Source organism: Candidatus Pelagibacter sp. PS_10_02, assembly GCF_059418005.1.
Genome location: NZ_CM182076.1, coordinates 422,717 through 446,130 on the forward strand (window position 1 = coordinate 422,717; position 23,414 = coordinate 446,130).

A 23,414-nucleotide genomic window follows, 5' to 3' on the forward strand; every position below is an offset into this window, starting at 1 on the left:
ATTGTGGGCGAATGGCGGAATTGGTAGACGCGCTGGTCTTAGGAACCAGTATCGCAAGATGTGAAGGTTCGAGTCCTTTTTCGCCTACCAAAAAGTTATAAAATTATGAAAGTAACAGTAGAAAATATAAAAGGTTTAAATAAGGACATTAAAGTTTTCATAGATAAAAAAACTATGAATACCCATATGGACGCAAAGTATGAAGAAATTAAAGGGACTGTTAATTTAAAAGGCTTTAGACCAGGAAAAGTTCCCAAAGAAATTCTCAAAAGACAATTTGGCCAAGCAATTTTTAGTGAGGTTTTAGACAAGGTTTTAAAAGAAACATCCACCAAGGCATTAGAGGATAATAAAATAAAACCAGCAGGCCAACCAAAACTTGATTTAAAAACCTATGGAGAAGATAAGGATTTAGAATATGTGATTTCTGTAACAGAACTTCCAAAAGTTGAACTTAAGTCTGTTGAAAATATAAAATTTGATGAATATTCAGTTAAAATTGATAATTCAGAAACAGATAAGAGAATTAATGAAATCGCCAAAAGTCAGAATAACTTTAAAGATGTTGCTGATGAAACAAAAGCTTTAAAAGAAAATTTGGTTATTTTTGATTATAAAGCAACAATTGATGGTAAAGAATTTACTGGTGGTGAAGGTAAAAATACTCAATTAATACTTGGAAAAGATTTATTTATTAAAGGATTTGATGACCAATTAATTGGTGTCAAAAAAAACGACGAAAAAGTTGTAGAGGCTACACTACCTGAAAATTACCCTCATAAAGAATTTGCTAATAAAAAAGCTAGTTTTACATGTAAGATTATATCTGTAAGAAAATCTGAAGAAGTAAAAATAAATGACGAATTTGCAAAAAATTTAGGAGCTAAAGACTTAGCTGATTTAAAAATTTTAGTATCTAAGCAAATTAATGATGAATATAAAAATTCTTTAGGTAGGTTGGCTAAAACACAAATTCTTAAAGAAATTGAAAATTTTAAAGTCGACGAAATTCCTGAAAATCTTTTAGAAGAAGAGGTTAAAATTTTATCACAAGGCATGAGTGAGGAAGACTCTAAAAAAAGTAGAAAAAAATTTGAAGAAATAGCTAAAAAAAGAATTAAAGTTGGATTAATCTTGAATGAGTTTGGTGAGCAAAACAAAATTAAAGTTACAGAGCAAGAAATACAAGCCGAGGTACAAAAACAACTTAGAATGATGCCAGGTCAAGAAAAAATGGTTATGGAATTTTATCAAAAAAATCCATCAGCTTTGGCTAGCTTAAGAGGAACAGTATATGAAGAAAAAATAATTGATGTAATTAAATCAAAAGCAAAACCTAATAAAAAAGAAATAAGCAAAGACGAAGCTGAAAAAATACTAAAAGAACATCAAAAACAAGAGCATGATCATAATCACGATCATGATCAGGAAGATTCACAAAAAAAAGCAGCACCCAAAAAAGCTGCAACTAAGCCCACAAAAACAAAAAAAGCTGCACCCAAAAAAGCTGCAACTAAGCCCACAAAAACAAAAAAAGCTGCACCAAAAAAAGTTAGCAAAAAGTAATCACAAGTTGTATAACTGATAAGAATCAACTTATGACAACAAATTTTTCTGATCAAATGAATACATTGGTCCCTATGGTTGTGGAACAATCTAACAAGGGTGAAAGAGCTTATGATATTTATTCGAGACTTTTAAAAGAAAGAATAATTTTTTTAGTTGGACCAATTAACGATAACGTAGCGTCTCTTGTTACCGCACAACTTTTATTTTTAGAATCTGAGGATCCAAAAAAAGAAATTAATTTATATATTAATAGTCCAGGTGGTCTTGTAACTGCAGGTCTAGGTATTTATGATACTATGCAATACATCAAACCAGATGTTTCAACTTTATGCATTGGTCAGGCTGCTTCAATGGGATCTTTCCTTTTAGCTGCTGGAAAAAAAGGTAAAAGGTTTTCTCTACCTAATTCTAGAATTATGGTTCACCAACCATCTGCTGGTTTTCAAGGTCAAGCTACAGATATTGAAATTCATGCAAATGAAGTCTTGGCACTTAAAAAAAGACTTAATGAAATTTACTCAAAGCACACTGGCAAATCAGTAGATGATATTAAAAAAGCTCTTGAAAGAGATAATTTTATGACCCCTGATATTGCTAAAGACTTTGGTTTAGTAGATGAAGTAGTAGAGAACAGATCTTAAACCACAATATCTTGAAAATTATTAAGTACATACTTGATTAGTATGAGTCATCTATATTAAAGTAACGATGTTGATTCGTTTATAAATTATGAGCACAAATAATAAAAATATTCTTTACTGTTCTTTCTGTGGCAAGAGCCAACATGAAGTTAGAAAATTAATTGCTGGTCCTACAGTTTTTATCTGTGATGAGTGTGTTGAACTTTGTATGGATATTATAAAAGAAGAAAGCAAAGACTCAATTGTAAAACATCAAGATGGATTACCATCGCCAAAAGAAATTTGTGCAGTATTAGATGATTATGTAATTGGACAGCCTCATGCAAAAAAAGTTTTGTCTGTAGCGGTGCACAATCACTACAAAAGATTAAACTATGAAAGCAAGACTAGTAAAACTGTTGAACTTTCAAAATCTAACATTCTACTAGTGGGTCCTACAGGTTGTGGTAAAACTTTATTAGCACAAACTTTGGCTAGAATACTTGATGTTCCTTTCACAATGGCTGATGCAACCACTCTTACAGAAGCTGGTTATGTTGGTGAAGATGTTGAAAACATTATTTTAAAATTATTACAAGCAGCTGATTATAATGTAGAAAAAGCACAACGTGGAATTGTCTACATTGATGAAGTAGATAAGATTAGTAGAAAATCTGAGAACCCTTCAATTACAAGAGATGTTTCTGGTGAAGGTGTTCAGCAAGCTCTTTTAAAGATTATGGAAGGAACAGTCGCGAGTGTTCCACCTCAAGGAGGTAGAAAGCACCCTCAACAAGAATTTTTACAAGTTGACACTACAAATATACTATTTATTTGTGGTGGTGCATTTGCTGGTTTAGATAAAATTATTTCACAAAGAGACAAGGGAACCTCTATTGGTTTTGGTGCGAATGTTAAAAAAACTGATGATAAAAAAACTGGTGAATGGATGAAAACGTTAGAACCTGAAGATTTATTGAAATATGGTTTGATACCAGAGTTTATTGGAAGATTACCAATGATAGCTACACTAGAAGATTTAGATGAGAAATCTTTAATCAAAATATTACAAGAACCAAAAAATTCTTTAATCAAACAATATCAAGAATTATTTAAATTAGATGGTGCTAAATTAAGCTTTAAAGAAAATGCAGTAAAAGAAATTGCACAAAAAGCAATCACCAAAAAAACTGGTGCCAGAGGACTGAGATCGATCTTAGAAAATATTTTATTAAAGACCATGTATGATTTACCTAGTCAGGATAATGTTGAAGAAGTGATAGTAGATGCTAGTGCGGCTAAAGGTCTATCGCAACCCATCATTGTTCATTCAAAAAATAATACAAAAACAAAGATGGACAAAACGTCTGCCGCTTAATTCAACGTTAATAACTAATAAATAGCTATTGCAAATTTTTTTTTAATATCCATATTTAGATCATGGACGTTAAAATTGAAAAACCTTTATTACCTTTAAGAGATATAGTGGTGTTTCCAAATATGGTAATCCCTTTATTTGTTGGAAGGGATAAGTCAATTGCAGCCCTAAATGAAGTAATGAAAAAAGATAAAAAGATTATCCTTGTTACTCAAAAAAATTCAGAAATAGATGATCCAAAAAAAACAGACGTATTTATGCATGGCTGTGAAGGTAATATACTTCAATTATTAAAATTACCCGATGGAACAGTTAAAGTTTTAGTTGAGGGAAGTAAAAGAGTTAAGATATTAGATTTTAAAGATAATGAAAAATTCATAATTTGCGAGTACGCTCATCAGCATGATGTAGCATCTAAAGATGAAGATTTGATACCTTTAGCTATGACTGCAGTAAGAAGATTGGAAAAACTTACTTCAATTAATAAAAAGGTTTCAACAGAGACAATCAATAATATCAAAAAATTAACTGATGCATCTCATATTGCTGACAACATTGCCTCACACTTAACAGCTACCATTTTGGAAAAACAACAAATTTTTGAGACTGTAGATGTCAAGAAGAGATTAAACTCCATTATTAAAATTATGGAAAATGAAACTAGTATTATAGGAGTTGAAAAGAGAATTAGAGGTAGAGTTAAAACTCAAATGGAGAAAACTCAAAGAGAATATTATTTGAATGAGCAACTTAAGGCAATTCAAAAAGAGTTAGGTGAAATTGAAGATGGTAAAGATGAAACATCTAGTCTGAACAAATCTATTATTAAGGCAAAAATGCCTAAAGATGTAGAAAAAAAATGTTTGGCAGAGTTAAAAAAATTAAAAAATATGAGCCCGATGTCTGCTGAAGCAACTGTGATTAGAAATTACCTTGATTGGATGATAGAGCTTCCATGGTACAAAAAAAGTGAAGTTGATATTGATCTAAAAAAAGCATTATCAGTATTGGATGCTGATCACTTTGGTCTAGAAAAGGTAAAAGAGAGAATTGTAGAATTTTTAGCTGTCCAAAAAAGAATGGCTAAAATTAAAGGACCTATATTATGTTTAGTTGGACCTCCAGGTGTTGGAAAAACTTCTTTAGGTAAATCAATTGCAAAAGCAACTAATAGAGAATTTGTAAGAGTATCTGTTGGAGGAATGCGTGATGAGGCTGAAATTAGAGGGCATAGAAGAACTTATATTGGTTCTTTACCTGGCAAAATTATTCAAATGATGAAGAAGGCAGGAACTAAAAACCCTTTAATTCTTTTAGATGAAATTGATAAAATTGGTAATGACTATAGAGGCGACCCTTCATCAGCATTATTAGAAGCACTGGACCCTGAACAAAACTCAACATTTAATGATCATTATCTAGAAGTTGATTATGATTTATCTGATGTAATGTTTGTTACAACAGCTAATACACTAAATATATTACCACCATTACTAGATAGAATGGAAGTTATAAGGTTGGCCGGATATACAGAAGATGAAAAAATTAATATAGCAAACAATTATCTTTTACCAAAACAGATAAAAGACAATGGTGTTAAAGAAAATGAAATGACTTTATCTGATGATATAATTAAAGAAATTATCAGAAGTTATACCAAAGAGTCTGGTGTTAGAAACTTAGAAAGAGAAATTTCAAAAGTTGCACGTAAGGTTGTAAAAAAAGTTGTTTCTGGTGAAGAAAAACAGGTTAAAATAGATTTAAAAAATCTTCATGATTTCCTAGGAATACAAAAATTTAAATTCGGTGAGCTTGAGAACAAAGATAAAATTGGTGTTGTAACTGGTTTAGCTTGGACTGAATATGGTGGAGAAATACTTAAGATTGAAACTGTTGTTATGCCTGGAAAGGGTAGAATGCAAATTACTGGAAAACTGGGAGATGTAATGCAAGAGTCAATCAAAGCTGCTAAATCATTTATAAGATCTAAGAGTTTAGATTATGGAATTATTCCTCCATTATTTGAAAAGAAAGACTTTCATATTCACGTTCCTGAAGGAGCAACTCCTAAAGATGGTCCTTCTGCAGGTATAGGTATGGTTACTTCAATTGTTTCAGCAATTACAAAAATTCCTGTTAGAAGAGATGTTGCAATGACTGGAGAAGTTACTTTAACAGGACAAGTTTTACCTATCGGTGGACTTAAAGAAAAACTTTTAGCTGCTCATAGAGCTGGAATCAAACAGGTAGTTATACCTAAAGAGAATGAAAAAGATTTAGCAGATATGCCAAAGAAGATTATTGACGATATAAAAATTACTCCAGTCGAATATGCAGATGAGGTATTAAAAATAGCTTTAACTAAAGAATTGAAAAGAGTTGAGTGGGTTGAAGTTGAACAAATTTCTAAATCTGATGATAAATCTCAAGCCAGTATTCAATAATTACCAATTTACATTATCTAATCGTTGATGTATTAGTAGCGCTTGTTTTGGGCGGTTAGCTCAGTTGGTAGAGCATCTCGTTTACACCGAGGGGGTCAAAGGTTCGAGTCCTTTACTGCCCACCAAAACAACTAAAGTGGGGGTGTAGCTCAGTTGGTTAGAGCGATCGCCTGTCACGCGATAGGTCGAGGGTTCGAGTCCCTTCACTCCCGCCACTTTTCTTAATATTGACTGTTAATAGTGTCAAAATTGCCCCTTATGTACACTTCAAGAAGTTAAAAAAACTGCTATATAGACTTCATGCTTTCAGAGTTTTTAAAAGATTATCTGCCTATTATAATATTTTTGATTATTGCACTTGGTTTAAGTGGGGCTTTTGTAGTTGTTAATTTGATACTTTCTCCAAAACATCCAGACCCTGAAAAGTTATCGGCTTACGAATGTGGTTTTGAACCCTTTGAAGACTCAAGAATGAAATTTGATGTTAGATTTTATTTAGTTGCAATTTTATTTATTATTTTTGACTTAGAAATCGCTTTTCTTTTTCCATGGGCAATTAGTCTTGGAGCTATTGGAGGTTTGGGTTTTACTTCCATGATGATCTTCTTATTCATTTTAACAGTAGGATTTATTTATGAATGGAAAAAAGGTGCATTAGATTGGGAATAATAATTTAGATTATGGATTTAAATAAAAAAAATAACGAAATACCTAAAGAGTTTAAAAAGCTTTCTGAGGATTTTAGTAAAAATGGTTTTATAACCACATCTCTAGATAATCTTATCAATTGGTCAAGAGCTGGATCATTACATTGGATGACTTTTGGTCTAGCATGTTGTGCTGTCGAAATGATGCAAACAGCTATGCCTAGATATGATTTAGAAAGATTTGGTGCAGCACCAAGAGGATCACCAAGACAATCTGACGTCATGATTGTAGCCGGAACATTGACAAATAAAATGGCACCAGCGTTAAGAAAGGTTTATGATCAAATGCCAGAACCAAGATATGTTATATCAATGGGAAGTTGTGCAAATGGAGGAGGTTATTATCATTATTCTTATTCTGTAGTTAGAGGTTGTGATAAAATTGTACCTGTTGATATTTATGTTCCAGGATGCCCACCATCTGCAGAGGCATTATTATATGGAATTATGCAATTGCAAAAAAAAATTAGAAACAAAGGCTCTTTCGAAAGATAATATTTATGAAAAGCTGTATAGATCTAGAAAAAAAAATTAATTCAGAACTTACTACTAAAATAAAAAAAACTGAAATTAGACACGATCAACTTTATATAAATATTGAAAGTGAAGATTTATTAAATGTAGCTTTATTTATAAAAAATAATGAAAATACTAAATTTCGACAATTGATTGATATAACAGTTGTTGACTATCCAGAACACTCTCAACGGTTTAAAGTTGTTTATTTATTTTTAAGTCATGAGTTTAATCAAAGAATTATATTAAGTTATTTAATTAATGAAAATGAAGTGATTCCTTCATTAACGTCAATATTTCCTGCTGCAAACTGGATGGAGCGTGAAGTTTTTGACATGTATGGTGTTAAGTTTAAAGATCATCCAGATCTAAGAAGAATTCTTACAGATTATGGGTTTGAAGGTCATCCGCTTAGAAAAGATTTTCCTCTGACTGGGCATACCGAGGTTAGATATAGTGAAGATCAAAAAAAAGTTATTAGTGAACCAGTTAAATTAGAACAAAACTATAGAAATTTTGATTATGAGAGTCCATGGGAAGGAACAAAGTATATTAAGAAACAGACAGATCAAGAAAATGACAAAAAAAACTAAAACATTAAATCTTAACTTTGGTCCTCAGCATCCTGCTGCTCATGGTGTCTTACGGTTAATTTTGGAATTAGATGGTGAAGTGGTTGAAAAAGCTGATCCTCACATTGGATTATTGCATCGTGGAACAGAAAAATTAATAGAAAACAAGACTTATATGCAAGCTGTACCTTATTTTGATAGGTTGGATTATGTGGCTCCTATGAATCAAGAACACGCATTTGCTTTGGCAATTGAAAAAATCTTAAGTATTGATGTTCCAATTAGAGCTCAATTAATAAGAGTAATGTTTTGTGAAATTGGAAGAATTTTAAGTCATATATTGAATGTTACTACACAAGCCTTAGATGTTGGGGCATTAACACCATCGTTGTGGGGATTTGAAGAACGTGAAACACTTATGACCTTTTATGAAAGAGCATCTGGATCAAGGCTTCATGCTAATTATTTTAGAGCAGGTGGTGTTCATCAAGATCTACCAATGGGGCTGGAAGACGATATTGCAAAATTTTGTGAAACCTTTCCAAAAATAATTGATGATCTTGAAACTCTATTAACTGATAATAGAATATTTAAACAAAGAAATGTAGACATAGGAATTGTTACTAAAGAAGACGCGTTAGATTATTCTTTTAGTGGTGTGATGATAAGAGGATCTGGTGTGCCGTGGGATTTAAGAAAATCACAACCTTATGATTGTTATGATCAAATTGAATTTAAAATACCAGTTGGAAAAAATGGTGATTGTTATGATAGGTATCTATGTAGAATTGAAGAGATGAGAGAAAGTGTTTCTATAATAAAACAATGTTTAGCAAAAATGACAAGAGGGCCAATTAAATCCTTAGATGGAAAAATTAGCCCCCCACCAAAAAAAGATATAAAAGAGTCTATGGAGGCTTTAATTCACCACTTTAAACTTTTTACTGAGGGTTATCGTGTAACTAGTGATGAAATTTATACTGCAGTTGAAGCACCAAAGGGAGAATTTGGTGTTTATTTAATTTCTGACGGTTCAAGTAAACCATATAAATGCAAAATTAGAGCCCCTGGTTTTTCTCATTTACAAGCGATGGATTACTTAATTAAAGGTCATATGTTAGCTGATGTACCAGCAGTATTAGGTTCTTTAGATATAGTTTTTGGTGAGGTAGACAGATAATGAGTTTAAGAAAACCCGCTAAAGATCAACCAGAGAGTTTCGAATTCAATCAAAAAAGCTTAACTGCTGCAAAAGAAATTATTTCTAATTATCCTGATGGTAAGCAGCAAAGTGCCGTAATGGCATTATTATATATTGCTCAAAAACAAAATGAAAATTGGATCCCATTAGCGGCAATGAAATACATAGGTAAATTTTTAGACATGCCTTATATAAAAGTTTATGAAGTTGCTACATTTTATTCAATGTATAACCTTTCTCCTGTAGGTAAACATTTCGTACAAGTTTGCACTACAACACCCTGTATGATTAGAGGAGCATACAAATTAGTCGAAGCTTGTAAGGAAAAAATCTCTGAAAATGAAAATGAATTGTCTCAAAATAAAATGTGTTCTTGGATGGAAGTTGAATGCTTGGGAGCTTGTGTTAACGCACCAATGATGCAAATTAATGATGATTATTATGAAGATCTCGATAAAGAAAAAACCTTAAAAATTCTGGATGATATATTAAATGACAAAACACCAAAACCAGGTTCTTATAGAGGCAGAATTAATAATGAACCAGAAGATAATAGAAAAACACTTTTAGATTTAAAAAATGCTTAAAGACGAAGATAGAATATTTCAGAATTTATATAACGATAGAGGATCTGATTACGATTCTTCAAAAAAAAGAGGTGATTGGGTAGGTACTACAGATTTAATAAAAAAAGGAAGAGAATGGATTATTAATGAAGTTAAAACCTCAGAGCTGAGAGGAAGAGGAGGCGCTGGATTTCCAACTGGTTTAAAGTGGTCTTTTGCTCCAAAAGAGTTAGGTTCCAGACCACATTATTTGGTAATTAATGGTGACGAGTCTGAACCAGGTACGTGCAAAGATAGAGATATTTTAAGATTTGAACCTCACAAGTTAATAGAAGGTTGCTTGGTTGCAGCATATGCTGTCCAGGCACACGTTTGTTATATCTATATTAGAGGCGAGTATTTTGTAGATGGTCAAAAACTTCAAATAGCAATTAATGAAGCTTATGAAAAAAATTTAATTGGCAAAAATGCAGCTGGTACTGGTTGGGATTTAGACATTTATATTCACTACGGAGCTGGTGCTTACATTTGTGGTGAAGAAACTGCATTACTTGAGAGTATTGAAGGTAAAAAGGGCCAACCAAGATTGAAACCACCATTTCCAGCTCTTATAGGTCTATATGGTTGTCCAACAATAATTAATAATGTTGAAACAATAGCAGTTGTACCAACAATTTTAAAAAGAGGAGGAAAATGGTTTTCATCTCTAGGCAAAGCTAAAAATACAGGAACTAAAATTTTTTGTATTTCAGGTAATGTTAATAAACCATGTAATGTAGAAGAGGAAATGAGTATCCCTCTAAAAGAATTAATTGAAGTTCATGCAGGAGGAGTAGTGGGAGGATGGAATAATTTATTAGCAGTAATACCCGGTGGATCTTCAATGCCATTGATACCTCAAAAAACTTGTGAAACTTTAACAATGGATTTTGACTCTTTAGTTGCTGAAAAAAGTGGTTTAGGTACTGCTGGTATAGTTGTTATAAATAAAGATCAAGATATCATTAAATGTATGGCAAGAATTGCTAGATTTTATAAACATGAAAGCTGTGGTCAATGTACACCTTGTAGAGAAGGTTCAGGATGGATGTGGAGAATGCTTGAAAGAATGGCAAAAGGTGAAGCTTCAAGAGAAGAGGTTGATATGCTGGGAGATGTTACTAACCAAATAGCAGGGCACACAATATGTGCTTTCGGTGAGGGTTCTTCATGGCCAGTGCAAGGATTATTGCGACATTTTAAAAAAGAAATAGAGAAAAGAAATAATTTTGACCCCTCTATTAAAAAGAAAAAAGATATTCCATATTTGGTGGATCAACATTTAATGGATAAAAAAAATGCTTAAATTAAAAGTTAATAATATAGATGTTGAGGTTGAAGAGGGTTTAACTGTTTTGCAAGCTTGTGAGAAAGCTGGAGTTGAAATTCCAAGGTTTTGTTACCACGAAAAATTATCAATCGCTGGAAATTGCAGAATGTGTCTTGTTGAAATGGAAAAATCACCTAAACCAGTTGCGTCATGCGCAATGCCAGCAGCAGAAGGAATGAATATTAAAACCAACACTCCCTTTGTAGAAAAGGCTAGAAAAGGTGTTATGGAGTTTTTATTAGCTAACCATCCTTTAGATTGTCCAGTTTGTGATCAAGGTGGAGAATGTGATCTTCAAGATCAATCAATGTTCTACGGAGTAGACAAGTCAAGATTCAACGAAAATAAAAGACAAGTTCCAGAAAAAAATATGGGACCATTAATTAAAACACAAATGACTAGATGCATTCATTGCACTAGATGTGTTCGATTTGCAACTGAAATTGCAGGAGTACCAGAATTAGGAGCAATAGGCAGAGGAGAAGATATGCAAATTACAACTTATCTCGAAAAGTCAATGCAATCTGAGCTGTCAGCTAATGTTGTTGATTTATGTCCTGTTGGTGCACTTACATCAAAACCTTATGTTTTTGAAGCTCGTCCTTGGGAATTAAAGAAAACAGAGTCCATAGATGTAATGGATGCAATTGGCTCCAATATTAGAGTCGATACTTATGGATGGGAAGTAAAAAGAATTCTTCCTAGAATTAATGAAAACATTAATGAAGAGTGGATATCTGATAAAAGTAGATATGCTTGTGATGGTTTATTAAATCAGCGCTTAGATACACCTTATGTAAAGTATAATAATAAATTTGAAAAAGCATCTTGGGATGAAGTTTTTAATATAATTAAATCAAAATTTAATAATACAGATAAAAATAAAATTTGTGGATTAACAGGTGATTTAGTAAATATGGAAACACTGTATATATTTAAAGAATTCTTTAATAAGACACTTAGTTCACAAAATGTAGAGTGTAGAAATGATCATACTTATTTAAATGCAGAGAAAAGAGAAAATTATTTATTCAATTCAACAATAAATGGGGTAGAGGAATCAGATTTCATTTTTCTGATTGGAACTAATCCGAGATACGAAGCTACTATTTTAAATGCACGTATTAGGAAATCTTATGTTCAAAATAAAACAAAAATTATTTCTTTAAATAATGTTGGAGACCTTACATACCCTTACGAGTTTCTTGATGGTAAAATTAATAATATTAAAGAAATTTCAGAGGATAGTCATAAAGTCTCAAAGCTAATAAAAGAAGCTAAAAAACCTTTAATTGTATTTGGACAATCTGCTTTTAAATCAAAATCTGCAAAATATATATTTGAGACTATGAAGAATTTTTTAAATAAGAATAATAAGATTTCCAATGAATGGAATTCGCTTAATGTAATTTCAGATAATGCCTCAACAGTTGGAAGTTTAGATTTAGGATTATATAAATCTACTGATGGTTCAAACAAAGTTTTAGAAGATCTAAATAACAATAAATTTGAAATTGTTTATTTATTAGGTCTAGATAGTTTTCAATTTAAAAAAAAAAGAGTTTATTATTTATCAAGGTAGTCATGGTGACAAAGGTGCAGAAATTGCTGATATTATACTGCCAGGTGCCGCTTATACAGAGCAGAATGGTTATTTTACAAACTTAGAGGGAAAACTACAAAAAGCCTATAAGGCTTCTTATCCACCCGAAGAAGCAAAAGAAGATTGGTTAATAATTAATGAGTTAGCGGAAGCTATGAATCATAGAAAATTATTCAATGATAAAGATGAACTTGATAGTAGCATGCTTAATTATCTAAATCTTTATATAGAAAAAGATAATTTAGTTATTTCAACTGAAATTAAAGATTTAATATTTGAAAATGAAATTTTAAAGATTACCAATGAAGACTACTATTATTCTAATGTTATAGCTAGAGCATCCAAGACCATGTTTGAATGCAAATCTGCTAAAACTAATTTCAAATCTACAGGAACAGAAGGATAAACATGGAATATTTAAACATAATTCTTTCTGAAACTTATAAAATATTATTTTTATTAGTTCCGGTCTTGGTTTCTGTAGCTATGATAGTTTGGTTAGATCGTCGTATATGGGCTTTTGTTCAAAAAAGACAAGGACCAAATGTTGTGGGACCTTTTGGTTTATTACAGTCTTTAGCTGATGCGTTAAAGTACATTTTTAAAGAAGTTATTATTCCCTCAAGCTCTAATAAAGTAATTTTTATTTTAGCCCCAATCGTAACTATGACATTAGCATTAATTTCATGGGCTGTTATACCTTTTAGTGCAACACAAGTTTTAGCAGATATTAATGTTGGAATTTTGTATCTCTTTGCTGTTTCATCTTTAGGTGTCTACGGAATTATTATGGGAGGTTGGGCTTCTAATTCAAAATATCCTTTTTTGGGAGCGATTAGATCAGCAGCACAAATGGTTTCATACGAGGTTTCTATTGGTGTTATTATTATAAATGTTTTGTTATGTGTTGGCTCGTTAAACTTAAATGACATTGTAATGGCTCAAGAAAATCTATGGTTTGTAATACCTTTGTTTCCAATGTTTGTAATTTTCTTTATTTCAGCATTAGCAGAAACAAATAGACCACCTTTTGACTTACCTGAGGCAGAAGCAGAATTGGTTGCCGGATATCAAACTGAATACTCGGGAATGATGTATGCAATGTTTTGGCTTGGAGAGTACGCAAATATTCTTTTAATGTGTGCTATGGGTTCTATTCTTTTTTTAGGAGGATGGCTTTCTCCAATTGAGCTTTATCCATTTAACTTAATTCCAGGCGCAATTTGGTTGATAATAAAAATTTTGTTATTATTTATTTTATTTGCATTGGTAAAAGCTATTGTTCCTAGATATAGATATGATCAATTAATGCGTTTGGGATGGAAAGTATTTCTTCCAATGTCACTAACTTGGGTAGTTTTAACTGCTAGCTATTTATTTTACTTCAATTTATTACCAACAAACTAATTATGAAAATATCTAGAATATTTAAAACAATTTTTTTATTAGACTTCCTAGGAGGGTTAATAATTGCTTTAAAAGAAATTTTTAAATCCAAAAAAACAATTAATTATCCTTTTGAAAAAGGAAAAATTTCTCCTCGTTATAGAGGTGAACACGCTTTAAGAAGATATCCCAATGGTGAAGAAAGATGTATAGCATGTAAATTATGTGAGGCTGTTTGTCCTGCTCAAGCTATTACTATTGAATCCTCTGAAAGAGAAGATGGTAGCAGAAAAACTACACGATATGACATTGATATGATGAAATGCATTTACTGTGGTCTTTGTGAAGAATCTTGTCCTGTAGATGCAATCGTTCAAGGTCCAAACTTTGAATTTTCTACCGAAACAAGAGAAGAACTTTATTACAACAAAGAAAAATTATTAGATAATGGAGACAGGTGGGAGAATATTTTGGCAGCAAATATTAAGGCTGATAATCCCTATAGATAATTATGTTAGCGCACGCAATTTTTTTTTATATATTTGCATTTATAGCAATAGTTTCAGCCATCATGGTAACCGTTTCTAAGAATACCGTTCATTCTGTTTTTTTTCTAATTTTAGACTTTATAAGTATTTCATGTTTATTTATCATGATAGGTGCAGAATTTTTAGGCATGATTATGCTAATTGTTTATGTTGGTGCCGTTGCTGTTCTATTTTTATTTGTTGTTATGATGCTCAATGTTGCTCAACAAAAAAATCAATGGTTTTCTGCCAAAGAAAGCTCAAAACATATTCCAATAGGGTTAATAGTAAGTGTCATTATATTTTTTGAATTAATTATAGTTATAGGTGGCTGGAAGTATAAACCAGATGTTGTTTCTGCAATGTCCTTACCTATAGATCAAGATATCAGCAATACACACTCTATAGGTTATGTACTTTATACTGACTATATACATATATTTCAACTTAGCGGCATGATTTTGCTTGTAGCAATGATTGGTGCAATAGTTCTAACTTACAGAAGAAGATCTGGAGTTAAAAGGCAAGGATATTTTAATCAAATTACTAGAGAAAGATCAGATAGTGTTGAGATAATTGATGTCAAAATTAATGAAGGAGTAAAAGCAGATGATTAGTATTGGATTAGGTCATTATTTAACCTTGGCTGCAATCATATTTACCATTGGCATAGTTGGATTATTTTTAAATAGAAAAAATATTATTGTAATATTGATGAGTATTGAGCTTATATTACTATCTGTAAATATAAACCTTGTTTCATTTTCTATATTTTTAAATGACATATCTGGACAAATTTTTACATTATTTATTTTAACAGTAGCAGCCGCTGAAGCAGCAATAGGTTTGGCAATAATTGTTGTTTATTATCGAAATTCTTCAACTATTGATGTTGAAAATATTGATAGCCTGAAAGGATAATATGGAAATTGCATTATTATTTCTTCCTTTACTAGCATCAATTATTTCAGGTTTTTTTGGTAAATATTTGGGTGACAGAAATTGTGAAATTATTACAAGTGTTTTTGTCTCAATTGCTGCAATAATCTCTTTACTGATATTTTATAATGTCATTGTTAATGACTATGAAAATAACGTAGTCGTTGCCAAATGGATTAACTCTGGAAGTTTAGATGTTAACTGGTCCATAAAAGTAGATGCTTTATCTTCAGTGATGTTAGTTGTTGTGACTTTAGTTTCTGCTTTAGTACATATTTATTCAATAGGATATATGTCTCATGATCCTCACAAACCTAGATTTATGGCATACTTATCACTCTTTACTTTTTCAATGCTTACATTGGTTACTTCAGATAATTTTCTTCAATTATTTTTTGGCTGGGAGGGAGTAGGTCTTTGCTCTTATTTTTTAATTGGTTTTTGGTTTAAAAAAGACTCTGCTAATGCGGCAGCAATCAAAGCTTTTGTGGTAAATCGAGTAGGAGATTTTGGCTTCGCTTTAGGAATATTTTTAATTTTCTATTTATTTGGTACCGTAAATTATAATGAAGTATTTAGTCAGATTCCTCAAGTTGTTGATAAAAAATTATTTTTTTTGGGTATGAACATAGATGCTGTTGATCTTATTTGTATTCTTTTATTTATTGGTGCAATGGGTAAGTCAGCACAAATATTTCTACATACATGGTTGCCTGATGCGATGGAGGGACCGACGCCTGTATCAGCTTTAATACATGCTGCAACTATGGTTACAGCTGGAGTTTTTTTAGTAGTTAGATGTTCTCCAATTTTTGAATATTCACCTTTAACACTAAATATAATTACAATAGTAGGAATGACTACAGCATTTTTTGCAGCAACTATTGCTTTAGTTCAAACTGATATTAAAAAAATCATTGCTTACTCTACATGTAGTCAATTAGGCTATATGTTTTTTGCTGCTGGTGTGGGTGCATATAATGTTGCAATGTTTCACCTTTTCACTCATGCCTTTTTTAAAGCATTACTTTTTTTAGGTTCAGGCTCAGTTATTCATTCATTCAAAGATGAACAAGATATCAACCAAATGGGTGCTGTATATAAAAAGTTACCTTACACATATATCTTTATGATTATTGGCACTTTAGCACTTACAGGGTTTCCTTTTTTGTCGGGTTTTTACTCAAAAGATGCAATTATAGAATTTGCATATCTTAAAGGTAACACGACAGGATATTATGCAGCTGGAATTGGTATTTTTACTGCTGTTTTAACCTCAATTTATTCTTGGAGATTAATTTTTAAAACATTTCATGGTGAATACAATAATAAAAAAATTGATATTAATGAAATGCACGAGTCACCATTGGTAATGCTTATACCTTTATTTGTGCTTGCAATTGGTGCAATATTTGCTGGTTTTTTATTTAAAGATTTATTTATTGGTCAGGGTGAGCAAAATGTTTTTTGGGGAAATTCGATAAAATTTTTAAAACCTTTGAGCACAGAGCATCCACCATTATGGTTTCTTTTAACCACTCCAATTTTAGTATTGATATCTATACCACTTGCTTATTATTTGTTTGTAAAGGATAAAGATATACCAAATCGTATCGTTCAATCCAATAAACCTCTATATAATTTTTTAATAAATAAATGGTATTTTGATGAACTTTATAATGTTTTGTTTATTCAATCTTCAAAAAAAATTAGTTTGTTTTTTTGGAAAATAATTGATGTTAAGGTGATCGATAAATTTGGTCCTGATGGAGTTTCTTTACTGATTAAAAATTTATCATTAAGAGCTAGTAAATTTCAAAGTGGATTTATTTATCAGTATGCTTTCATGATATTATTAGGATTTTCTGCATTATTAACTTTTTTAATTTTAAACTAATGAATTTTCCAATTCTATCATCGTTAATTTTACTTCCAGTAATTGGTTCTTTGTTTTTACTTTTTTCAAAAGATAAAAATTCAAATACAGGAAAGTATGTTGCTTTATTTACATCTTTTGTTAATTTTTTAATCTCAATTTATCTTTGGTATCAATTTGATCCAACTACATCAAGCTTTCAATTTGTTGAAGATAGAGAGTGGTTAAAAGGTTTCATTAATTATAAGATAGGTGTTGATGGTATATCAATATTGTTTGTTGTTTTAACTTCATTCATAACTCCTCTTTGCATTATATCAGTCAACAATTCTGTTAAATATAGATTAAGAGATTTTTTGATTGCAATTTTAGTGATGGAAAGTTTAATGATCGGTGTTTTTTGTTCATTAGATCTAGTAATATTTTATTTATTTTTTGAAGCTGGTTTAATCCCCATGTTTTTAATAATTGGAATTTGGGGTGGCACAAGAAGAGTTTATTCAGCATTCAAATTTTTTTTATACACACTTCTTGGTTCTGTATTAATGTTAATAGCTATAATTTCAATTTACTGGATATCTGGAACAACTGATATTACTCAACTTTATGAACTTGGAATAGATAGCAAATATCAAAATTTATTATGGCTTGCCTTCTTTAGTTCATTTGCTGTTAAAACACCAATGTGGCCAGTACATACTTGGCTACCAGATGCCCACGTAGAAGCTCCAACAGCAGGATCTGTTTTGCTTGCTGCTATATTACTAAAAATGGCTGGATATGGTTTTATAAGATTTTCTTTAGGACTTTTTCCTATAGCTTCTGAATTATTTACACCTCTAGTTTATATTTTAAGTTTAATTGCTATTGTCTACACATCTTTAGTTGCATTAATGCAAGAAGATATGAAGAAATTAATAGCATATTCTTCTGTTGCTCATATGGGTTTTGTTACTTTAGGTATATTTACAATTACTCAGCAGGGTATCGAAGGAAGTATATTTCAAATGATTAGTCATGGACTAGTTTCTGCAGCATTATTTTTATGTGTCGGAATTATTTATGACCGTATGCATTCAAGATTAATAGCAACTTATGGTGGATTAGTATCTGTTATACCAAAGTATTCAATATTATTTATGCTTTTTACTTTAGCAGCTTTAGGTTTGCCTGGCACAAGTGGTTTTATTGGAGAGTTCTTAATACTAATGGGAGCCTTTAAAGACAATTTTTTAGTTGCAGTTATAGCTAGCTTGGGAGTTATTTTTGGTGCAGCCTATATGCTCTGGTTATATAGAAGGGTTTTTTTTGGTAAAATTGTAAACAAAGATCTTTTAAAAATGACTGACCTAGATAATTCAGAGAAGCTAATATTATGGTCTTTAGCAATTCCAGTGTTGTTCTTTGGTTTTTATCCGGAACCAATTATCAATACAATAGAAGTTTCAGTAAAAGATTTAATTGAGATGTATAATTTTAATTTAAATAATATTATTGCAGAGGTAAATAACTAATGAACAATATAGCTTCCATTTTACCAGAAATTTTTATTTCACTATCAATAATGTTTTTACTTCTTCTTGGAGTATTTAAAAAGAATAGTTCAATTATTGTTCATTATTGTGCTTTAGCTTCTTTATTAATTACTGGTGTGTTGATTTTTAATGAGTCATTAAATCAAAATATTATGTTGTTTAATGACAGTTATGTTGTCGATCAACTTTCATCATATATGAAAATTCTTACAATCATAGCCACAGCATTTGTTTTATCTATATCAACTAGATATCTAAAAATATTTAAGATTTTTTTAATAGAATACCCAATTTTAATACTATCCTCAGTACTAGGAATGATGGTGATGATTAGTTCTAATGATCTTATGGTGTTTTATATTGGTCTAGAACTTCAGTCGTTAGCTTTATATGTTTTAGCTTCATTTAATAGAGATCAATTAAAATCATCAGAGTCTGGACTTAAATACTTTGTTCTAAGTGCCTTATCATCAGGTTTATTGCTTTATGGATGCTCTCTAATTTATGGCTTCTCAGGGTCTACAAACTTTGAAATTATAAATAATTCAATGAACTCAGATAATTATGGATTAACTTTTGGAATTGTTTTTATTTTAGTTGGGTTAGCTTTTAAGATATCAGCAGTCCCATTCCATATGTGGGCTCCTGATGTGTATGAAGGTTCTCCTACAGCAGTAACATTATTTTTTGCACTAGTACCAAAAGTTGCTGCACTTACAGTATTTATAAGATTTTTATACGTACCTTTTGTAAGCATGATTGAACAATGGCAACCTATATTAATTTTTTTATCTATCGCCTCTATGATTTTTGGAGCCATTGCAGCGATAGGTCAAAGTAATCTTAAAAGACTTATTGCCTATAGTTCAATTGGTCATATGGGATATGCTCTTGCAGGATTATCAGTAGGTTCTAACGAAGGAATTCAAAGTTCAATTGTTTATATAAGCATTTATTTAGTTATGAATTTAGCATTTTTTAGCTGTTTATTAATGCTTAAGCGAAACGATGAATATTTTGAAACCATTGATGATTTATCTGGTTTATCAAAAAATCATCCAGTTTTATCATTATCTTTACTTATCATATTATTTTCATTAGCAGGCATTCCGCCTTTGGCAGGCTTTTTTGCAAAATTTTATATATTTAAAGCTGTAATAGAACAATCAATGTATTTCTTAGCAATCGTTGGATTGTTATCTACTGTAATAGCGGCGTTCTATTATCTTAAAATAATTAAAGTTATTTATTTTGATCAAGAAAAAGACAAATATGATGATGATCATAATATTTGGTTAAAAGCATCACTAACTTTATCAACATTGTTAATTCTTTTATATTTTATCTTTCCAGGTCAAATAGTTGAGGTAGTCTCAAGAATTAATATTCTTTGATGAAGCTAAAAAAATTCAACTTTAAAATAGTAAATAGCACAAATAATTTAGCGCATAAAATAATACTACACTCAAAAAATAAGTTTGGGATTGTTTCAGCAGAAAAACAAGTTAAAGGTAGAGGGCAATATGGTAAAACTTGGGTATCTCCAAAAGGTAATCTGTATGTAAGTATTTTTTTTCCAATAGACAATAAACACTTCGATTTAAAGAAATTTACTTTCATAAATTGTTTATTAGTTAAAAAAACAATCTCTTCATTCTATAAAGGAACCATAAAAATTAAAAAACCAAATGATTTACTAATCGATAATAAAAAAGTCTCAGGAATATTACAAGAAACTCTATTAAAACTTGATCAAAAATTCATAATTATTGGAATAGGTGTAAATTTGATTAAAAATCCAAATTTAACAAATTATCCTACTACCAATCTTTTAGATTTAACAAATAGCAAAATAACAGTTAATAATGTCCGAAGAAAGTTAATAAAAATTTATGAAAAAAATATTCCGATGATACAAAAAAATAATATTAAAAAAATATATAGTATTCTAAAATGATAATAGTTGGAGACATAGGAAACACAGAGACAAAGGTTTGTTTAATTAACAAATCAAACAAGATTATTAAAAAAATAATAATCAAAACTAAAAATATTAATAATAATTCTCTATCAGTGCTATTGACTAAATTTAAATTGAGCAAAATAAATATTAAAAAAGTTTTATTTTGTAGTGTTGTACCTAAAGCTTTTAATCAAATAAAAAAAATTTTTTATCAAAAGCTTAAAATTAAAATTTACGAACTTAAAGATTTAGATCTCAAAAAAATGATTAATATCAAGGTTAATTATAAACAAATAGGATCTGATAGATTGGCTAATGCTTTAAGTGTTATTGGTGAAAAAAAAAATTATATTATTTTAGATTTTGGTACAGCAACAACTTTTGATGTATTAGTTAAAAAAAATTATTATGGTGGTGTAATAGCCCCTGGTGTTAAACTGTCTTTAAAAACATTATCTGATAAAGCTAGTTTAATACCCAGTATAAACCTAAAAAAGCCAAAAAAAGTTATTGGCCAAAACACCATAAATGCAGTTAGGTCTGGTTTTTTTTGGGGATATGCAGGTTTAATTGACAATATTGTTAATTTAATTAAGAAAGAGACAAAGAAGTCCTTTGAAATAATAATTACTGGAGGATTTTCTAATTTGTTTAAAAAATCAATCAAAGCGAAAGTTACATTAAATAAAGATATTACTATTAATGGCTTAATCAAAGCCTCAATTCTAATTAAATAAATATGAAAGATGAATTATTATTTTGCCCTTTAGGTGGCTCTGGTGAAATTGGAATGAATATGAATTTGTTTGCTTATGGGAAACCGGGTGAACATAAATGGATTATGGTAGATATTGGTGTAACATTTGCTGACGATACCATTCCTGGTGTTGACCTAATATATCCAGATCCAGGTTTTATTGTTGATAAAAAAGAAGATCTGCTAGGAATTATTTTAACACATGCGCACGAAGATCATATTGGTGCAATAGCTCTGCTATGGCCACAGCTTAAATGTAAAATTTTTGCAACACCTTTTACGGCTGTTTTGATTAAAGAAAAATTTAAAGAAAAAAATATAGATATAACTAATCATTTAAAGATTGTTCAACTTAATGGTACGGTAAATTTAGAACCATTTAAGATAGAATATATAACATTAACCCACTCTATACTTGAACCTAATGGACTAAGAATTGAAACACCGGCTGGTATAATTTTACATACTGGAGATTGGAAGATCGATCCAGAACCTTTAATTGGTGAAAAAACTAATTCAAACAGACTAAAAGAAGTTGGTAAAGAAGGTGTTCTTGTAATGATATGTGACTCAACAAACGTATTCAGCATGGGTAAAGCAGGCTCAGAGTTAGATGTTAGAAAGAGCCTATTAAATATTATGGGTAGTCTAAAAAAAAGAATTGTCATGGCATCTTTTGCATCAAATGTTGCACGAATGGAGACAGCTTTTTATTGTGCAGAAAAAACTGGCAGACAAATTTCTTTAGTTGGTAGATCAATGCATAGAATTTTTAAAGCTGCTAGACAATGCGGTTATTTAAAAAATGTAATTGAACCAATAGATGCTAGAGAGGCAAAAAAAATATCTAGAGAAAAAATTGTTTATTTATGCACAGGTAGTCAGGGTGAGCCAATGGCAGCTTTGATGCGAATTGCTAGCTACACACATCCTGATGTTTTTATTGAGAAAGATGATACAGTTATTTTTTCATCTAAAATTATTCCAGGAAATGAAAAAAAATTGTTTAAATTGCAAAATCAATTAGTCAAAGATGGCATCGAAGTTATTTCAGAAGAAAGTGAATTTGTACATGTTTCTGGTCACCCTAATCGAGACGACTTAAGAGAAATGTATGATTGGGTGAAGCCTAATTGTGTAATACCAGTACATGGAGAGCATCGTCATATGATTGAACATATGAAATTTGCACATGAAATGAAGGTGCCACATCCAGTACAAGTACAAAATGGTGATATTGTAAAATTATTTCCAGGAAAACCTCATGTATTTGATAAAGCACCTAGTGGTAGACTTTATCTTGATGGAAATATGAGTGTTGAAGAAGATTCACAATCGATAAAAGATAGAAAAAATTTAAGTGCAAATGGATATATGGAAGTTACAATTTTAATTTCTCAAAAAGGAAATATACATAAAAGACCAGTATTAACTTTTAGAGGTATCCCAGTTTATGATGTAGATGAATTTATTTATGGATTAGAGGAAGCTATTGAAGGTACAATAAGAACCTTTTCTTTAGGTAATAAAAAACAAGAGTATAACTTAATCGATGCATTAAAGATCACTTGTAAAAAATATACTAAAGAAATGACAGGAAAAAAACCTTTTACAAATATCAATTTAGTAAAAATTTAGATGAGCGCAACAGGACTAGCAATTATTTATATCATAATATGGTGGATAGTGTTTTTTGCAATTTTACCAATAGATGTTAATAGAAATAAGACTATTAAGATTGAAGGTGAAGATGCCGGATCTCCTGAAAATCCAAAGATGTTAAAAAAATTTTTTTATTGTACTGGTATTACATCCTTAATTTTTATAATAATTTATATTTTAATTAAATATGAATACTTAAATTTAAGAAATATAATTAGTTAAAT

21 protein-coding genes, 3 tRNA genes and 1 pseudogene are annotated in these 23,414 nt (G+C 30.4%); all 25 read left to right on the forward strand.

The annotated features are described in order from the left end of the window. Positions 1-5 precede the first annotated feature (5 nt). Positions 6-90: transfer RNA gene (locus tag AC5SL1_RS02295), tRNA-Leu, on the forward strand. A gap of 15 nt (positions 91-105) precedes the next feature. Further along, positions 106-1,566 carry a trigger factor gene (tig, locus tag AC5SL1_RS02300; RefSeq protein WP_494600136.1) on the forward strand — a complete coding sequence of 487 codons (1,461 nt, stop codon included), beginning with the start codon at positions 106-108 and terminating at the stop codon, positions 1,564-1,566. Between the two features lie 32 nt (positions 1,567-1,598). Further along, positions 1,599-2,210 (forward strand): ATP-dependent Clp endopeptidase proteolytic subunit ClpP, encoded by a 612-nt coding sequence (clpP, locus tag AC5SL1_RS02305; RefSeq protein ID WP_494580532.1) that lies wholly within the window; start codon positions 1,599-1,601, stop codon positions 2,208-2,210. An 88-nt stretch (positions 2,211-2,298) separates the two neighbouring features. Continuing rightward, a complete protein-coding gene (gene clpX, locus AC5SL1_RS02310) occupies positions 2,299-3,567 on the forward strand; it encodes an ATP-dependent Clp protease ATP-binding subunit ClpX (RefSeq protein WP_494600137.1) in 1,269 nt (422 codons plus the stop codon). Positions 3,568-3,629: 62 nt separating this feature from the next. Next, complete coding sequence (gene lon, locus AC5SL1_RS02315) at positions 3,630-6,011, forward strand: endopeptidase La (protein ID WP_494600138.1); 2,382 nt, start codon at positions 3,630-3,632, stop codon at positions 6,009-6,011. 49 nt (positions 6,012-6,060) lie between these two features. Next, positions 6,061-6,136 (forward strand) — tRNA-Val (locus tag AC5SL1_RS02320). A gap of 13 nt (positions 6,137-6,149) precedes the next feature. Then, positions 6,150-6,226: transfer RNA gene (locus tag AC5SL1_RS02325), tRNA-Asp, on the forward strand. A gap of 85 nt (positions 6,227-6,311) precedes the next feature. Continuing rightward, positions 6,312-6,680 carry an NADH-quinone oxidoreductase subunit A gene (locus AC5SL1_RS02330; RefSeq protein WP_494580538.1) on the forward strand — a complete coding sequence of 123 codons (369 nt, stop codon included), beginning with the start codon at positions 6,312-6,314 and terminating at the stop codon, positions 6,678-6,680. Between the two features lie 11 nt (positions 6,681-6,691). Continuing rightward, positions 6,692-7,213: a NuoB/complex I 20 kDa subunit family protein gene (locus AC5SL1_RS02335; RefSeq protein WP_494600139.1), complete on the forward strand. Its 522-nt coding sequence runs from the start codon at positions 6,692-6,694 to the stop codon at positions 7,211-7,213. Between the two features lie 5 nt (positions 7,214-7,218). Then, positions 7,219-7,827: an NADH-quinone oxidoreductase subunit C gene (locus AC5SL1_RS02340; protein WP_494600140.1), complete on the forward strand. Its 609-nt coding sequence runs from the start codon at positions 7,219-7,221 to the stop codon at positions 7,825-7,827. Beyond that, positions 7,811-8,986, forward strand: a complete 1,176-nt coding sequence (locus AC5SL1_RS02345; RefSeq protein ID WP_494600141.1) for an NADH-quinone oxidoreductase subunit D — start codon at positions 7,811-7,813, stop codon at positions 8,984-8,986. The genes AC5SL1_RS02340 and AC5SL1_RS02345 overlap by 17 nt, the downstream gene beginning before the upstream one ends. Further along, on the forward strand, positions 8,986-9,594 hold the full coding sequence (gene nuoE / locus AC5SL1_RS02350) for an NADH-quinone oxidoreductase subunit NuoE (RefSeq protein WP_494600142.1): 609 nt from the start codon (positions 8,986-8,988) through the stop codon (positions 9,592-9,594). Before AC5SL1_RS02345 ends, nuoE begins: the two co-directional genes overlap by 1 nt. Further along, complete coding sequence (gene nuoF / locus AC5SL1_RS02355; protein WP_494600143.1) at positions 9,587-10,918, forward strand: NADH-quinone oxidoreductase subunit NuoF; 1,332 nt, start codon at positions 9,587-9,589, stop codon at positions 10,916-10,918. The genes nuoE and nuoF overlap by 8 nt, the downstream gene beginning before the upstream one ends. Further along, a pseudogene (nuoG, locus tag AC5SL1_RS02360) lies at positions 10,911-12,951 on the forward strand (NADH-quinone oxidoreductase subunit NuoG). The gene nuoF and the pseudogene nuoG overlap by 8 nt, the downstream one beginning before the upstream one ends. A gap of 2 nt (positions 12,952-12,953) precedes the next feature. Further along, positions 12,954-13,952, forward strand: coding sequence for an NADH-quinone oxidoreductase subunit NuoH (gene nuoH / locus AC5SL1_RS02365; protein ID WP_494580552.1), 999 nt, complete (start codon positions 12,954-12,956; stop codon positions 13,950-13,952). Between the two features lie 2 nt (positions 13,953-13,954). Then, complete coding sequence (gene nuoI, locus AC5SL1_RS02370) at positions 13,955-14,440, forward strand: NADH-quinone oxidoreductase subunit NuoI (RefSeq protein WP_494600144.1); 486 nt, start codon at positions 13,955-13,957, stop codon at positions 14,438-14,440. Positions 14,441-14,442: 2 nt separating this feature from the next. Then, positions 14,443-15,075 carry an NADH-quinone oxidoreductase subunit J gene (locus tag AC5SL1_RS02375; RefSeq protein WP_494572613.1) on the forward strand — a complete coding sequence of 211 codons (633 nt, stop codon included), beginning with the start codon at positions 14,443-14,445 and terminating at the stop codon, positions 15,073-15,075. Beyond that, the gene (gene nuoK / locus AC5SL1_RS02380; protein ID WP_494572612.1) at positions 15,068-15,379 is read left to right on the forward strand and encodes an NADH-quinone oxidoreductase subunit NuoK; all 312 of its coding nucleotides are present in this window, start codon (positions 15,068-15,070) and stop codon (positions 15,377-15,379) included. Before AC5SL1_RS02375 ends, nuoK begins: the two co-directional genes overlap by 8 nt. A gap of 1 nt (position 15,380) precedes the next feature. Next, entirely contained in the window at positions 15,381-17,294 is a 1,914-nt protein-coding gene (gene nuoL / locus AC5SL1_RS02385; RefSeq protein WP_494600145.1) for an NADH-quinone oxidoreductase subunit L, read from the forward strand. After that, positions 17,294-18,787, forward strand: a complete 1,494-nt coding sequence (locus tag AC5SL1_RS02390; RefSeq protein WP_494600146.1) for an NADH-quinone oxidoreductase subunit M — start codon at positions 17,294-17,296, stop codon at positions 18,785-18,787. The genes nuoL and AC5SL1_RS02390 overlap by 1 nt, the downstream gene beginning before the upstream one ends. After that, entirely contained in the window at positions 18,787-20,202 is a 1,416-nt protein-coding gene (gene nuoN, locus AC5SL1_RS02395) for an NADH-quinone oxidoreductase subunit NuoN (RefSeq protein ID WP_494600147.1), read from the forward strand. Before AC5SL1_RS02390 ends, nuoN begins: the two co-directional genes overlap by 1 nt. Further along, positions 20,202-20,765 carry a biotin--[acetyl-CoA-carboxylase] ligase gene (locus AC5SL1_RS02400; protein ID WP_494600148.1) on the forward strand — a complete coding sequence of 188 codons (564 nt, stop codon included), beginning with the start codon at positions 20,202-20,204 and terminating at the stop codon, positions 20,763-20,765. Before nuoN ends, AC5SL1_RS02400 begins: the two co-directional genes overlap by 1 nt. Next, positions 20,762-21,508: a type III pantothenate kinase gene (locus AC5SL1_RS02405; protein WP_494600149.1), complete on the forward strand. Its 747-nt coding sequence runs from the start codon at positions 20,762-20,764 to the stop codon at positions 21,506-21,508. The genes AC5SL1_RS02400 and AC5SL1_RS02405 overlap by 4 nt, the downstream gene beginning before the upstream one ends. Positions 21,509-21,510: 2 nt before the next feature. Further along, entirely contained in the window at positions 21,511-23,166 is a 1,656-nt protein-coding gene (locus AC5SL1_RS02410; RefSeq protein ID WP_494600150.1) for a ribonuclease J, read from the forward strand. Further along, positions 23,167-23,412, forward strand: a complete 246-nt coding sequence (locus AC5SL1_RS02415; protein WP_494586116.1) for a DUF1467 family protein — start codon at positions 23,167-23,169, stop codon at positions 23,410-23,412. It abuts the gene before it with no gap. Positions 23,413-23,414: the final 2 nt, after the last annotated feature.